General features: G+C 69.5%; 15 protein-coding genes, 1 tRNA gene and 1 pseudogene. 12 read left to right on the top strand and 5 right to left on the bottom strand.

Going from position 1 to position 13,639, the window contains the following annotated elements:
* Positions 1 to 1,207: 1,207 nt before the first annotated feature.
* The 5 genes and pseudogenes from ACFOY6_RS19640 (at position 1,208) to ACFOY6_RS19660 (ending at position 4,724) form a co-directional block, all read left to right on the top strand.
* Positions 1,208 to 1,777, top strand: a complete 570-nt coding sequence (locus tag ACFOY6_RS19640; protein WP_379632291.1) for a recombinase family protein — start codon at positions 1,208 to 1,210, stop codon at positions 1,775 to 1,777.
* A gap of 318 nt (positions 1,778 to 2,095) precedes the next feature.
* On the top strand, positions 2,096 to 2,266 hold the full coding sequence (locus ACFOY6_RS19645; RefSeq protein ID WP_379632293.1) for a hypothetical protein: 171 nt from the start codon (positions 2,096 to 2,098) through the stop codon (positions 2,264 to 2,266).
* Positions 2,267 to 2,389: 123 nt separating this feature from the next.
* On the top strand, positions 2,390 to 3,841 hold the full coding sequence (locus tag ACFOY6_RS19650) for a hypothetical protein (RefSeq protein ID WP_379652012.1): 1,452 nt from the start codon (positions 2,390 to 2,392) through the stop codon (positions 3,839 to 3,841).
* 176 nt (positions 3,842 to 4,017) lie between these two features.
* A pseudogene (locus ACFOY6_RS19655) lies at positions 4,018 to 4,413 on the top strand (phage baseplate protein); the annotation flags it as partial.
* A gap of 116 nt (positions 4,414 to 4,529) precedes the next feature.
* Positions 4,530 to 4,724, top strand: coding sequence for a DUF2934 domain-containing protein (locus tag ACFOY6_RS19660; RefSeq protein ID WP_109519325.1), 195 nt, complete (start codon positions 4,530 to 4,532; stop codon positions 4,722 to 4,724).
* Positions 4,725 to 4,993: 269 nt separating this feature from the next.
* Here ACFOY6_RS19660 and ACFOY6_RS19665 read toward each other — a convergent pair whose 3' ends face one another.
* The 3 genes from ACFOY6_RS19665 to ACFOY6_RS19675 form a co-directional block, all read right to left on the bottom strand.
* Entirely contained in the window at positions 4,994 to 5,221 is a 228-nt protein-coding gene (locus tag ACFOY6_RS19665) for a hypothetical protein (RefSeq protein ID WP_109519324.1), read from the bottom strand.
* Positions 5,222 to 5,226: 5 nt separating this feature from the next.
* On the bottom strand, positions 5,227 to 5,358 hold the full coding sequence (locus ACFOY6_RS19670; RefSeq protein ID WP_281262130.1) for a hypothetical protein: 132 nt from the start codon (positions 5,356 to 5,358) through the stop codon (positions 5,227 to 5,229).
* Positions 5,359 to 5,522: 164 nt separating this feature from the next.
* A tRNA-Gly gene (locus tag ACFOY6_RS19675) sits at positions 5,523 to 5,597 on the bottom strand.
* Positions 5,598 to 5,819: 222 nt separating this feature from the next.
* On the opposite strand from ACFOY6_RS19675, the gene ACFOY6_RS19680 reads away from it, so the two are divergent.
* Entirely contained in the window at positions 5,820 to 6,698 is an 879-nt protein-coding gene (locus ACFOY6_RS19680; protein WP_379652013.1) for an MBL fold metallo-hydrolase, read from the top strand.
* 13 nt (positions 6,699 to 6,711) lie between these two features.
* Here ACFOY6_RS19680 and ACFOY6_RS19685 read toward each other — a convergent pair whose 3' ends face one another.
* Together ACFOY6_RS19685 and ACFOY6_RS19690 are read right to left on the bottom strand one after the other, a co-directional pair.
* Complete coding sequence (locus ACFOY6_RS19685; protein WP_379652014.1) at positions 6,712 to 8,187, bottom strand: protein adenylyltransferase SelO; 1,476 nt, start codon at positions 8,185 to 8,187, stop codon at positions 6,712 to 6,714.
* 74 nt (positions 8,188 to 8,261) lie between these two features.
* Positions 8,262 to 8,459, bottom strand: a complete 198-nt coding sequence (locus ACFOY6_RS19690; RefSeq protein ID WP_146202029.1) for a hypothetical protein — start codon at positions 8,457 to 8,459, stop codon at positions 8,262 to 8,264.
* 157 nt (positions 8,460 to 8,616) lie between these two features.
* Between ACFOY6_RS19690 and ACFOY6_RS19695 the strand changes: the two genes are divergently transcribed.
* From ACFOY6_RS19695 to ACFOY6_RS19720, 6 genes are all read left to right on the top strand, one after another.
* Positions 8,617 to 9,783 carry a patatin-like phospholipase family protein gene (locus tag ACFOY6_RS19695; RefSeq protein ID WP_379652015.1) on the top strand — a complete coding sequence of 389 codons (1,167 nt, stop codon included), beginning with the start codon at positions 8,617 to 8,619 and terminating at the stop codon, positions 9,781 to 9,783.
* A 51-nt stretch (positions 9,784 to 9,834) separates the two neighbouring features.
* Positions 9,835 to 10,398 (top strand): prolyl-tRNA synthetase associated domain-containing protein, encoded by a 564-nt coding sequence (locus ACFOY6_RS19700; RefSeq protein WP_109519321.1) that lies wholly within the window; start codon positions 9,835 to 9,837, stop codon positions 10,396 to 10,398.
* Positions 10,399 to 10,486: 88 nt separating this feature from the next.
* Positions 10,487 to 11,428 carry a tetratricopeptide repeat protein gene (locus tag ACFOY6_RS19705; RefSeq protein WP_109519320.1) on the top strand — a complete coding sequence of 314 codons (942 nt, stop codon included), beginning with the start codon at positions 10,487 to 10,489 and terminating at the stop codon, positions 11,426 to 11,428.
* A gap of 16 nt (positions 11,429 to 11,444) precedes the next feature.
* Positions 11,445 to 12,119 (top strand): LON peptidase substrate-binding domain-containing protein, encoded by a 675-nt coding sequence (locus ACFOY6_RS19710; RefSeq protein ID WP_109519319.1) that lies wholly within the window; start codon positions 11,445 to 11,447, stop codon positions 12,117 to 12,119.
* 69 nt (positions 12,120 to 12,188) lie between these two features.
* Positions 12,189 to 12,401 carry a Trm112 family protein gene (locus ACFOY6_RS19715; protein WP_379635867.1) on the top strand — a complete coding sequence of 71 codons (213 nt, stop codon included), beginning with the start codon at positions 12,189 to 12,191 and terminating at the stop codon, positions 12,399 to 12,401.
* Positions 12,401 to 12,769 carry a gamma-butyrobetaine hydroxylase-like domain-containing protein gene (locus ACFOY6_RS19720; protein WP_379632305.1) on the top strand — a complete coding sequence of 123 codons (369 nt, stop codon included), beginning with the start codon at positions 12,401 to 12,403 and terminating at the stop codon, positions 12,767 to 12,769. Before ACFOY6_RS19715 ends, ACFOY6_RS19720 begins: the two co-directional genes overlap by 1 nt.
* Positions 12,770 to 13,639: the final 870 nt, after the last annotated feature.

Raw genomic sequence — 13,639 nt, forward strand, 5'->3', positions numbered from 1 at the left:
CGCGCCGAATGGCCGGGCATCCTGCGGGGGATAATCGAGGGCTGCCTTGCATGGCAGAAGCACGGCCTGGAGCAGCCGAAGGTCGTGGAGGCGACAGCGGAGTATTTCAGCGACCAGGATGCTGTACGGCAGTGGCTGGACGAATGCTGCGAGGTGAGCAATTGCCCGCCCCACTACGTCGACACTACTGCGGGCCTACGCCCTGGCACGCGGCGAGGAAGTCGGCAGCGCCAAACGATTCAGCCAGACTCTTCAGCGCCAGAGTTCACTCCAGTCAAAGATAGCGACGGCATCCGCGGCCGAGGCTTCCAAGGTCTGCGAGTGAAGGTCGAAGTCCAACGCCACTGGCAGGAGCGGGACGAGTGAACCGGCGTTGCGACACATTCGACGCTTGTTCCCATTCTCCTGTCACGCACGCGCACGCGTGGGCGATCATATCCCTGACCTGTCGCATGTGTCGCAAACCACCGTTGAGGGGTAGGAAGAGGGGGCTTGGAAGGGTTCAAAAGGCCTGCTCGAAGAAGAAAATGCCCCCCCCTGCCGGTGCTTCCGCTGGAGAGGGCCTACCACGTCGACGTGTCGACACTCCGACATGTGGGCTTCATTCTGCCAGCTTGCCGCTACGATCTCCTTCAGACGCTCAACAGCGACAGCATCCAGAGGACCAGCAATGTGCTGCCAGTCGTGGCTGCGATCTTAACCATACCGATGATCAGCATTGCTCCCTCCTAAGGCGCTCATCGAGTGGGCCCCTATTCGTCTGCGAGGCTGTGTAAGCCTGAATTCTCTCCGAGGCGCTTGGGCCTGCAGCAGGACGACTTGAGTGAAGAAATCAATAAGCAACGAGAGGCGGGCCTTTAGAGTCCAAAAGCCGGTTTTGCCTTCTGGCCATGAACACAAGCTTGCGGCGCTCGCCTTCCAACAGTCCCGCTCCAGCATCAAGCCGTTTCTGAACTCTGCTCAGAGAGATCCGGCTCGGGAGACCTCGCATCATCGCCGGCTAATCTCTGTCCGGTACTGCACCGAGAGACCATGCCGGCAGGCTGTTCTCATACTCGTTACATCGTGTCCTTCCTCTCACTAGGGCAGGCCTAGTGGGAGGGCGGCGGCAGCGCAGCTTTGGCCCTAAAACCGGATCACTGAAGTTTACTTTTGATTTTTGGTCCGATCATAATCCGCCACCCAATCTAGTGACACAGATCGTCTGATGCTCATCGGATATGCCCGAACCTCCACGGCAGAGCAGGAAGCTGGCCTCGATGCCCAGGAGCGCGATCTCCGCGCCGCTGGCTGCGAGAAGATCTATGCGGAGCGGGTATCCTCCGTTGCCGCCGATCGCGCCCGGCTCGCCGAGGCGCTGCGCTTCGTTCGGTCTGGGGACGTGCTGGTGGTCACCAAGCCTGACCGCTTGGCCCGCTCCACCGCCGATCTCCTCTCCATCGTGACCGACCTTGAGAAGCGCGGCGTGGCCCTGCTGGTCCTCTCCATGGGTGGTCAACCAGTGGACACCCGCGGCGCCACGGGGAAGCTCCTGCTGACCATGCTCGCAGCCATTGCGGCCTTTGAGCGGGACCTGGTGCTGGAGCGGCAGCGGGAGGGAATTTCCGCAGCGAAGGCGGCCGGGAAGTACAAGGGCCGCGCTCCAACTGCCCGTGCCAAGGCTTCTGAGGTCCTGGCTCTCCATGCGCAGGGTGTGGCGGTCGCGGAGATAGCCCGCCGGCTGAACATCGGCACGGCCAGTGCATTCCGGATCCTGCGGGATAGCCGCTCCTCCTGAGCCTTATCCAACGCCGGAAAACCCCGGAAAGCCGCAGAATAACTATCTGATTTAGAGGGTAAAATTCCGATTGAGGGGCAGATAGGGCACCGATACGGTGCCTATATGCCTCGCATCGGACCATATTCCCGCGCCCGCAGCTTACAGAAGATGGGTGGCCGCACCCGTGAGGCACGGCTGATGCGGGATCTGCGCGCAGAGCTGTTCGCGCATGTCGGTGGAAAGCCCTCCGCCACACAGGTGGCGCTCATCGACCGTTGCGTCTGGCTCTCGCTCCATATGGCGTAGATCGATGCCAAAACCGCCGGCGGCCGGGCGATGACTGAGTACGACAGCCGCACTTATCTCGCCTGGAGCAACACGCTGACGCGCACGCTGCGGCAGCTCGGGCTGGAGGGCAAAGCGCTGGGTCCGCCGAAGACGCTGGCGGAGTACGCTGCTGAGCGGGTGGCCCAGGGTGCCGCTGGCGGGCGCGGAGCCGCCGCCTGATGCCGGCCCGGGCCATGACCATCATCAAGGCGATGGACGATCCCAACCTGTTTGGGACGCATTTCCGCGGGGAGAGCTGGGGCGGCTGGAAGGCTTTCCTGGCGGCTCTGTTCGGCCCTGCCCATGAATGAGGCGCAGGAAGCCATCTACCGCCACCACACGGGCCGTACGGCGCTCCCTGGCGGTGCCAGCAAGGAAGCCGTGCTGGTGTGCGGCCGCCGGGCGGGGAAAAGCCGCGTGGTAGCGTTCATCGCCACCTACCTGGCCACCTTCCGCAGCTACGAGGAGTACCTGGCGCCTGGCGAGGTGGCGACCATCGCAGTCATCGCCGCCAACCAGAAGCAGGCCGGGTCGATCTTCCGCTACATCTCCGGCGCGTTGAACAGCATCGGCCTGCTGCAGAGCATGGTGGAGAACGAGACCGCCGAGAGCATCGTGCTCAACAACCGGGTGATCATCGAGATCGCCACCGCCTCCTTTCGGGTCACCCGCGGCTATACCTATGCGGCGGTGCTCTGTGATGAAGTCTCTTACTGGCGCAGCGAGGAGAGTGCCAATCCGGACGAGGAGATCATCAAAGCCCTCCGGCCGGGTCTGAGCACCATCCCGGGTGCCATGCTGCTGCTGGCTTCCTCGCCCTATGCCAAGCGGGGCCTACTCTACAATCTGTGGAAGCGCCATTACGGGCAGGATGGCGCCCGGGTGCTGGTCTGGCGCGGCACCACGCAGGAGATGAACCACCGGATTGATCCAGACATCATCGCCCAGGCCTATGAGGATGATGCGGAGGCCGCGTCGGCTGAGTACGGGGCCGAGTTCCGGAACGACATCGCCGCCTTCGTGGCGCGCGAGGTGGTCGATGCCTGCACGCCGCCTGGGCGCTACGAGGTGCCGTACATCACGCGGAATGCTTACCGGGCCTTTGTCGACCCCTCAGGTGGCACCAGCGACAGCATGACGCTGGCGATCGCGCGCCAGGAGGGAAGGGGAATCGGGCCACGGCGCGTGGTGCTGGATGCGGTGCGCGAGGTGAAGCCGCCCTTCAGCCCGGAGCAGACGGTGGAGGAGTTCGCCACGCTGCTGAAGAGCTACCGCATCAGCCGGGTGACCGGGGATCGCTACGGCGGTGAATTCTGCCACAAGCCATTTCGCAAGCACGGCATTCAGTACAACTTAGCGGATAAGCCGGAGTCGGACATCTACCGCGACCTGCTGCCGATGCTGAACTCCGGGCAGTGCGAGCTCCTCGATGTTCCGCGCCTCGCCGCTCAGATCTTCGGGCTGGAGCGTCGCACGTCGCGCAGTGGGCGGGACTCGATCGACCATTCTCCAGGTGGGCACGACGACTTGGCCAATGCGGTGGCGGGGGTGCTGGTGCATGGGCGGGGTGAGACGTCTGCGCTGGAGCGCATGCGGGCGATGGTGAGCTATCACGATGGCGAAGTTCAAGGGCTACGCAGCCCGCAATCACATTCTGAAAAACGCCCCGATGCCTCGGGCCATGCGGAAGCAGGCTCACTGCTCGGGCTTTCCCTCATAAGAAGAGCTGCGCGCCGCGGTGGCAGCGAGGAATGACACGATGAGCAAGACCGAGCTCCGCACCGACATCATCCCGCCTGATAGCCGCAACGACGCGGATTACAGCATGGCACAAGGCTACAGCACGTTCCTGCCTTCGGCCGCCGACCGCGAGCGCACGGAGGCAGTAAACGACGAGCGGAAGTACCGGCTGTCCAACGCCTCAGCTCCGCGAGATGCACAAGCGGCGCGCTCTGGTAACGATCAGCACCGGGCAGATGCTCTACCCCGACATGGGGTTCACCAACCTGAGGGCGGTGCGGTCCAACGGCGAACGCGGCGGAAACTGGCTGGAGGTGCAAGCCGAGCTCGTGAAGGTGCGGAAGGCGCGGCTGCGGACGGCGGAGGTGCCGGAGGCGCCGGCGCAGGCGCCCGCCCGGGGCAGGGCCGGCGAGACGAACAAGCCGGCAGGCAAGTCCAGCGGCACCAGCGCGCAGGCCGCGCTGACTGAAGGGCAGCCGGAGAACCAGACCTTCGCCCGCAGGGCCTACAACTTGCAGTCCGGGCAGGCTCTCCTCAAGGCGCTGAAGGGGGACTTCACGGGGTTTCTAGGCCCTGCGCGACCCTGATCAGCGACAGGGGAAGGTAAACGCCCTCCCCTATCGTGTCCGTCGGACACTTATTGTTGCATCTGTTGGTTGAGCGACGTGCTACTGTGCCAACGGCTTCGACCAGGAGAAGCGACATGTCCAATACAGAACAAAACAACACAGAAAAGAAGCCTGATGATCTCGTTCGGGAGCGAGCCTTTCTGATGTGGGAGGCCGACGGCCAACCAGAGGGAGGGGCGGAGCAGTACTGGCATCGGGCGCGCGAACGCATCGAAGCCGAAACCCACTCCGCATATCCTCCGATGCAGACCGGAGCGCACCGCTCCTAACGACAGGAGCAAGACTGTCAGTCGATCAAAGGGGCCGGAAGGCCCCTTTTTACGTTCTGCCGGCCCGGTCAGTGTTCCTGGCTCAACGCGCGCCAGCAGATCAGCTAGACCAGTTCCCACTGCGCAAAGTCGCTTGGAGGCTGGGCCAAAGTCTTGTGCCTGAGGCGGACAGGCGCAGGTTCATCGGTTATGAGAGCCCGCTCCCCTATCGTGTCCTGTAACTGGCATTGTCAGGTACGCTGAGGACGCTGCTTCATGCACTCCAGGAGTCAGTCGAAGCAGGCCTTGGCGTGGCCCGGATTCTCAAATCCAACCTTCATCTCGATTCCGCCACCGCCAATCCAGAGCTCATCACCCCATGCCAAGGCCGTGCCCTCCTTTTTCTCAAAGGTAAGCCAGCGAACTGAGGTCACCTCGGCCGGCACGAGCGCCACGCTGGGCTTACCAAAAGCCGTCAGGGTAGTGGGGATGCGGGCGCTGGGCAGATTCATGGCCATTCCCTTCACCTGGCCGCTGTTGCCACGTACTCGTCGATAGCCACCAGCACCATCTCATTGACCCTCATGCCGCGTCGATGGGCCATGATCTTCAGCGTCTCCAGCTTGTCGGGCTCGATCCGCAGCGTGGTCGCCATCTCTGCCCCAGTGGCATGGAACGCAGCATAGGTGGAGCTTACCATGAGGAGTCGGCGGAAGATAAAATTCGTCGATTGGTTCCGCCCTGCTTCCGCGGCCCCAGACGCAGAAAAGGCCCGCCGAAGCGAGCCTTTGCTAAACGCCTGTATTCTCTAAGAGAATTTGGAGCGGGCGAAGGGATTCGAACCCTCGACCCCAACCTTGGCAAGGTTGTGCTCTACCCCTGAGCTACGCCCGCGCTCCGTCTGGCGTGGCGGGGATATCTCATAGCCGATGGGGCTCCGCAAGGTCCGCCGAGCAAATTTCTTCATGGAAATTTTGTCATGCCTCCGCTCGGGCGGCAGGGGGGTCGGGGCGTGGCGGAGCCGCCGGCGAACCGGGCGCGGCATGGCCGGTTATGCGCAGGAGGCGGCGCGGTCTGACCGGCGGATGTCCTCCTCCACAGGCAAGGCGAGGAACCATGGCGCGGCAACTTCCCCTCGACAAAGACAGCATCCTCGCCGAGGCGGCGGAGGGAGGCACACTGGCGGCGGCGGAGGATGTGGCGTTCCTGCGGCTGCTCTTCGTCAACGTGGTGCTTGTCGGCCAGCCGGGGGCGCCGGGCTGGGTGCTGGTGGATGCCGGCATCGGCGGCATGGCCGGGCGCATCCGCCGCGCCGCCGCCGAGCGCTTCGGCGAGGACCGGCCGCCGGCGGCCATCATCCTGACCCATGGGCATTTCGACCATGTGGGCAGCGCCGCCGAGCTGGCGGCGGGGTGGGACGTGCCCGTCTATGCCCATCCGCTGGAGATGCCCTATCTCGACGGGCGGAGCGCCTATCCACCGCCCGACCCCACGGTCGGCGGCGGGGCCATGGCCTGGCTCTCGCCGCTCTATCCGCGCGGGCCGGTGGATCTGCGGCCGCGCCTGCACGCCCTGCCGGAGGATGGCGGCGTGCCCGGCCTGCCGGGCTGGCGGTGGCTGCACACGCCCGGCCATTCGGTGGGGCATGTCTCGCTCTGGCGCGAGGCGGACCGCACGCTGATCGCCGGCGATGCCTTCGTCACCACCACCAGCGAATCCGCCTACGCCTCGGCGGTGCAGGAGCCTGCGCTGCACGGCCCGCCGCAATACTACACCCATGACTGGCAGGCCGCGGCGGCCTCCGTGGCCCGGCTGGCGCCGCTGGAGCCGGAGCGGGTGGTGCCAGGCCACGGCCGTGCCATGCAGGGCGAGGCAATGCGCGCAGCGCTGCACCGGCTGGCGGATGCGTTCACCGAGCTGGCCGTGCCGCCAGATGGCCGCTATGTCGCGGCGCCACGCCGGGCGGAGGATGGCAGCGCCTACACCCCCCCCTGAGCGGTGGCCCCGCTCAGGTGCCGCAGAAGGTCTGCAGCACGCGCTCCTGCGGCTGGGGCGGCAGGGTGTAGCCCTCCAGCCCCGGCCGCTCCTCGAAGGGGCGGGCCAGCACCTCCAGCAGCGCCTCGAAGGGGGCGAGATCCTGCCGCTCCACCGCGGCGGACAGCGCCGCCTCCACCTGGTGGTTGCGCGGGATGTAGAGGGGGTTCACCGCCCGCATCGCGTCGCGCCGTGCCTCGGGCGTGGCGCCTTCCTGCGTCAGGCGCTGCCGCCAGCCGGTGGCCCAGCCCTGGTAGGCGGCGGGGTCCTCGAACAGCGTGGCCGCCGCGGCATCGGCCGCCGGGTCCGCCGCCGCATCGCCGAGCGCGCGGAAGAACAGGGTGAAGTCCACCTTGTTCTTGGTCATGCGGTCCAGCAGGTCCTGGACCAGCGCCACATCCTCCTCCCGCGCCTCCGCCAGGCCGAGCTTGCGGCGCATGCCATCGAGCCAGGCGGCCTCGAAGCGCGGCCAGAAGCCGCCCAGGGCCGCGCGCGCCTGCGCCAGCGCCTCCTCCTCGTCCTCGGCCAGCAGCGGCAGCAGGCATTCGGCCAGCCGCGCCAGGTTCCACTGCGCGATGGGCGGCTGGTTGCCATAGGCGTAGCGCCCGTAGTGGTCGATCGAGCTGAACACCGTGGCCGGGTCGTAGCCTTCGAGGAAGGCGCAGGGGCCGTAGTCGATCGTCTCGCCGGAGAGGGCCATGTTGTCGGTGTTCATCACGCCGTGGATGAAGCCCACCAGCAGCCAGCGCGCCACGAGATCCGCCTGCCGCGCCACCACCGCCTCCAGCAGGCCGAGATAGGGGGCGGGGCTGCCGGCCAGATGCGGGTCGTGCCGGGCGATGGTGTGGTCGGCCAGCAGGCGCAGCCCCTCCAGATCCTGCCGCGCGGCGAAGAACTGGAAGGTGCCGACGCGGATGTGGCTGGACGCCACCCGCACCAGCACGCCGCCGGGCAGGGCCCGCTCGCGCCGCACCGTCTCCCCGGTGGCCACCGCCGCCAGGGCGCGGGTGGTGGGAATGCCGAGCGCCGCCATGGCCTCGGCCAGGATGTATTCGCGCAGCACCGGGCCGAGCGCCGCCCGCCCGTCGCCTTGGCGGGAGAAGGCGGTGAGGCCAGAGCCCTTGAGCTGGATGTCGCGCCGCTGGCCGTCGCGCCCCACCACCTCGCCCAGCAGCAGGGCGCGCCCGTCGCCCAGCTGCGGCACGAACTGGCCGAACTGGTGCCCGGCATAGGCCATCGCCAGCGAGGCCGCCCCCTCCGGCACCGCATTGCCGGCGAGGATGGCGACGCCCTCGGGGCTGGCGAGGAAGGCCGGTTCCAGCCCCAGCGTCTCCGCCAGCGCGGCGTTCAGCCGCAGCAGGCGCGGCGCGGCCACCGGGGTGGGGGGGCGTTGCGCATAGAAGCGGCCCGGCAGGCGCGCATAGCTGTTGTCGAAGGCGAAGCCCGGCATGATCATCCTTTCCTGCGGCGGTGGCCTGTCCCGTGGGGCGCCCCCGCCGCTGCAATCGGCAGGTGAGGCGCTCCTCAGGCGCCGCCAACCCCCTTCGTCACGATGCCGGTGCCCTGGCAGGTCGGGCATTCCTGGCCGCCAAGGCGCCCCTGCCCCTGGCAATCGGGGCAGACATCCTCGCCGGTGCCGGGCGTGCCGGGGGGCGCGTCATCGCCAGGGCCGGCCGGGCCGGCGGCAAGGATGGCGGAGCGGCTGCGGAAAGCGTGTGTCATGGCGGCCTCCTCGGGGTTGTCGTGGCGGATGTGGGAAAAAGGCAACCGGGCAATGGCGCTCCGGTTGCGCCTGTGGGCCGGCCGCCTCCCCCCTTCCGGGGCGGGCCGCCGCTCTCCTTCCACGGCCAGGAGCACCCATGACCCCGCAGAGCCTGCCTTGCGCCGCCTCCGCCCCGCCGCCCGCCGCTCCGGCGCCGTGCCGGCCATCGGGGCGCGCCTGATGCGGACAGCCCTGGTGCTCTCGGGCGGCATCGCGCTGGGCGCGTTCGAGGCCGGGCTGTGCGCGGCGCTGGAGGCGGCGGGCAGCCCGCGCCCGGGCTGGCTGGCCGCGTCCTCGGCGGGCGCCATCAACGCGGCGATCCTCGCCGGTAACCCGCCGGAGCGGCGCGTGGCGCGGCTGCGGGAATTCTGGGACTCGGTCGCATCGGCGCCGGCGCCCGCGGCGCTTTTGCCGCCCGGCTTTCCCTTCAGCCTGGCGGCGGTCCCGCTGCGCCGCGCCGGCCACGATGCCGCCGCCTTGCAGACCCTGCTGCTCGGCCGGCCGGGGCTGTTCCTGCCGCGCCACTGGGCCGGCTTCCTGCCGCAGGACGGCGCCGCGCTGCACGACCTCGCGCCCCTGCGGCGGCGCCTGCCGGAGCTGGTGGATTTCGCGCTTCTCAATGCCGGCGCGCCGCGCCTCAGCGTGGTGACGACCGACCTGACGAGCGGCGAGCGCGTGGTGTTCGACACGGGGCGCGGAGACCGGATCGGGCCCGAGCACATCGTGGCCGCCTGCGGCCTGCCGCCGCTCTTCGCGCCGTCCAGGGTCGAGGGCCGGCTGCTCGGCGATGGCGGCCTCTCCGCCAACACGCCGCTCGACCTGGTGTTCGACACGGACGACACCTCGCCGGTGCTGTGCCTGGTGGCGGAGCTGTTCGCCGCCTCGGGCCAGGTGCCCCGCTCGCTGAGCGATTCGCTGTCCCGGGCCGGGGACTTGGCCTTCGGCAACCAGACCCAGCGCATCCTGGAAGGGCAGGGAAGGGCGCTGCGGCTGCGCGCCGCGCTGCAGGCGGTGGCGGAGCGGCTGCCCGCCGGGCTGCGCGCCGATCCCGCGCTGGCGCCCGCCCTGGCCGCCGCGGCCGGCCCCGGCGCCGCCACGGTGGTGCGCCTGGGCTACCACGCCACGCCGGAGGATGCCGGGCCCGGCAAGCTGTTCGACTTCTCCGCCGACAGCCTCGCGCGCCGCTGGCGGGCGGGGGAGGCGGGGCTGCGCGCCGCGCTGCGCCTCCTGGAGGGGGCGCCGCCCGCCGCGCCGGGGCTGACGGTGCATGAGGTGGCGGCCTGAGGCGGCGCGCTCCCGCTCGACGCCCGCGCGCGGAGGCGGCAGAGAGGCGGGATGCAGAGCGAAGACCCCTCCCTCCTTCCGCCCCTGGCCAGCGGCGCCCCGGCCGAGACGCCGGAGGGGCTGCTGGCCCGCCTCGCCGCTCTCGGCATCGCCGCCGAGACGGTGCATCACCCGCCGCTGCACACCGTGGCGGAGAGCAAGTCGCTGCGCGGCAGCCTGCCCGGCGCCCATGCCAAGAACCTGTTCCTGCGCCCCCGCGAGGCCGGCCCCTTCATCCTGGCCGTGCTGGAGGAGGATCGGCGGCTCTCGATCAACGCGCTGCTGCGGCAGCTCGGCGCGCCGCGCGGCCAGCTCGCGCCGCCCGAGGCGCTGTGGGCGGAGCTCGGCGTGCGGCCGGGCTCGGTGACGCCCTTCGGGCTGGTCAACGCGCGGCCCGGCCGGGTGCGGGTGGCGATCGACCGCGCGCTGCTGGAGGGGGTGGAGCGGGTGCATTTCCATCCGCTGGTGAACACCGCCACCACCGCCCTGGCGCCGGACGGCCTGCTGCGCTTCCTGCGCGCCCTCGGCCACGCGCCGGAGGTGCTGGACCTGCCTCCGCCCGCGCCGGCCGGTTGAGGCGGCGCGGGGAATTCAGGCTCCCGCCTTGCGCCGGAGCCCGACCGGCGCATCTATGGCAGGCAGGAAGACCGGAGCTGGTGCCCCCATGGATACGATCCTCGACCCGAACCGCCCCAACCCTGCCGCTACCGGCGGTGCCGACATCATCAAGGATGGCGATGCCAAGTCCTTCATGCAGGACGTGGTGCAGGCCAGCCGCGAAGTCCCCGTGCTGGTGGATTTCTGGGCGACCTGGTGCGGCCCCTGCAAGCAGCTGACGCCGGCGCTGGAGAGGGCGGTGACCGCCGCCCAGGGCCGCGTGCGCCTGGTGAAGATCGACATCGACCAGAATCGCGGCCTGGTGCAGCAGCTGAGCCAGATGGGCCTGCCGCTGCAATCCGTGCCGACGGTGGTGGCCTTCTGGCAGGGCCAGATCGCCGACCTGTTCCAGGGCGCCCTGCCGGAATCCGAGCTGAAGAAGTTCATCGAGACCCTGCTGAAGGCGGCCGGCGGCCAGATGCCGGCGGCCGACCTGCTGGCCGAGGCCAAGCAGGCCACCGAGGAGGGCGACCACCAGACGGCGCTCGAGATCTATGCTGCCGTGGCGCAGCAGGAGCCGGAGAATGCCGAGGCGCTGGCCGGCCTCGCCCGCACCCTGATGGCGATGGGCGAGGAGGAGCGCGCCCTCCAGGTGCTGGAGGCGGTGCCGGAGAAGCTGCGCAGCCATGCCGAGGTTGCCGGCGTGCGCAGCGCGCTGGAACTGGCCGCCGAGGGCCGCAAGGCGCGGGAGCGCCTGGCCGAGTTCGAGAACCGCCTCGCCGCTGATCCGGACGACCACGAGGCACGGATCGAGCTGGCGGTGGCGCTGAACGCCATGGAGAAGCGCGCCGAGGCTGCCGAGGCGCTGCTGGAGGCCATCAAGCGCGACCGCGCCTGGAACGAGGAGGCGGCGCGCAAGCAGCTGCTGAAGTTCTTCGAGGCCTGGGGCCCGATGGACCCGGCCACGGTGAAGGCGCGCCGCGGCCTCTCTACCCTGTTGTTCCGCTGAGCCCGGAGGGCCGGGCATGGACACCGACCATTCCCGGCCCGAGGCCCCGGCAGGGGAGCCGCCGGCGGAGATACCGGTGTTTCCCCTGGCGGGCGCGCTGCTGCTGCCCGGCGGCCGGCTGCCCCTCAACATCTTCGAGCCGCGCTATCTGGCCATGGTCGAGGATGCGCTGGGGCGGGGCCGGCTGATTGGCATGGTGCTGCCCGACCCGGCCAAGCCCCGGCCGCAGGGGCGCTCCACCCTCTACCGTGCCGGCTGCCTGGGGCGGATCGCCTCCTTCTCCGAGACGGGGGACGGGCGTTACCTGGTCACCCTGCTCGGCACGCACCGTTTCCGCGTGCTGGAGGAACTGCCCGACAGCCCGCGCGGCTACCGCCGCGTGCGCGCCGACCATGCCGCCTTTCCCGCCGACGCCCAGCCCGTGTCTGACGCCGCAGTGGACCGCGAGGCGCTGCTGGCGGCGCTGCGCCCCTATTTCCAGGCGCGGCGCATCGAGGCGGACTGGACGGCGATCGAGCGTACGCCGCCCGCCATGCTGGTGACCACGCTCTGCATGATCTGCCCCTTCGGGGAGGCGGAGAAGCAGGCCCTGCTGGAGGCGCCGGACTTGGCGGCGCGCGCCGCGATGCTGGTGGCGCTGCTGCGGATGGACAGCGCGGGCCCCGCCGCCGGCGCCGACCGCCCCAGCTGAAGTCCAGGTGCCGCCGCCACAGTTGACGGGCAGCCCCGCCGGGCGCAGGAATCCCGAGGAATGAGCACCATGAACCCTTCCGACCCCACCTCCGCCGCCCCGCCGGGTGGCCCCATCGATCCCCGCCTGCTGGAGATCCTGGTCTGCCCTGTCACCAAGGGCCCGCTGCGCTACGACCGGGAGCGCGGCGAGCTGGTGAGCGAGCAGGCAGGCCTCGCCTACCCGATCCGCGACGGCATCCCGATCATGCTGCCGGACGAGGCACGGCGCCTCGGCGGCTGATGGCGGCGCCCACCGAGATCCGCCTGCGGCGGGCCGAGCGCTGCCTCGACATCCGCTACGAGGACGGCCAGAGCTTCACGCTGCGGGCGGAATACCTGCGGGTGGAGAGCCCCTCCGCCGAGGTGCAGGGGCATGGGCCGGGGCAGAAGAAGATCGTCTCCGGCCGCCGCGCCGTGGGCATCCTGCGGATTGAGCCGGTGGGCCACTACGCCGTTCGCCTAGTGTTCGACGACCTGCATGACAGCGGCATCTATACCTGGGACTATCTCCACACGCTGGGCCGGGAGCAGGCGAAGCGCTGGGCCGCCTATGAGGCCGAGCTGGCCGCGCGGGGCCTGAGCCGCGATCCGCCCGCGCGGAGCCGCTGACGCCCGCACCTCAGAATTCCCCCCGCAGGCCAGGCCCCGCGGGGTTTTTTTATGCCATCCAAATCCGCGCCTTGCCGCGAGCGCCCCACCCCAAGGATGGAGCCTGCATGACATCCGGCCTTCCGTCGCCGCTATGGCGGGGGCTTGCCGGCCGGCGCCGGCGCTCTGGTCGCGGGGTGCCGCGCGGGTGCTGCTGTCCGAGTCCGGCACACCGGGGCCGCGTCCTCGCGCCTCGCTGAGAGCCTGCCAGAGCGGCCTGGAAGCGCGCGGACGCACCAAGCCACCGCGTGGTGGCGGTGGAGTGGCCGCTTGGGGAGGGCTTCCGCCTGCAGGCGGTGAGAAGCCGCCTCGGGGCCAGGCGGCCGGAGGCGGAAGGATGGGCTGAAGCCGTCCTCCGGCTGCGCGGAGGGCAGGAGCAGCCGCCGCCTTGCGCGCGAATCCCGCTCTGCGCCGGCCCGCTCGGCAGCCAGACCTGGGCGCCCAGCCTGCCAGTTCCATGCTCATGGAGCGGGATATTGCTGCGGCCGAGGGGTCGGGTCTCCTGGTCTCAGCGGAGGGAAAGGCCCTGAATATGCAGGAACGAAGGGCGGCCCACCTTCTCTCTTCGGGGCCGCTGGCACCCGGCGCCTCGGGGGAGATCGCCGCCGGGTAGGAGATCCGCGCTCAGGCGATGAAGATGGCGGGGCTATCCTCTCCCCCTTGTAGCCGGGCGGACTGCATCCCATCTGCGGTGACCTCTGCGGAAGAATCCCTTTGACACGGTGCGGGTGTCGTCCTAGAAGGCGCGCCCTGCTGTGTTGTTGGTTTGTGGCGCGGCGGGTTTTCGGAAGAAAGCTTCAGTTCTGGCATTGACGGGCGAAGTAATCGCCA

Source organism: Teichococcus aestuarii (assembly GCF_042651065.1).
Lineage (GTDB): Bacteria > Pseudomonadota > Alphaproteobacteria > Acetobacterales > Acetobacteraceae > Pseudoroseomonas > Pseudoroseomonas aestuarii.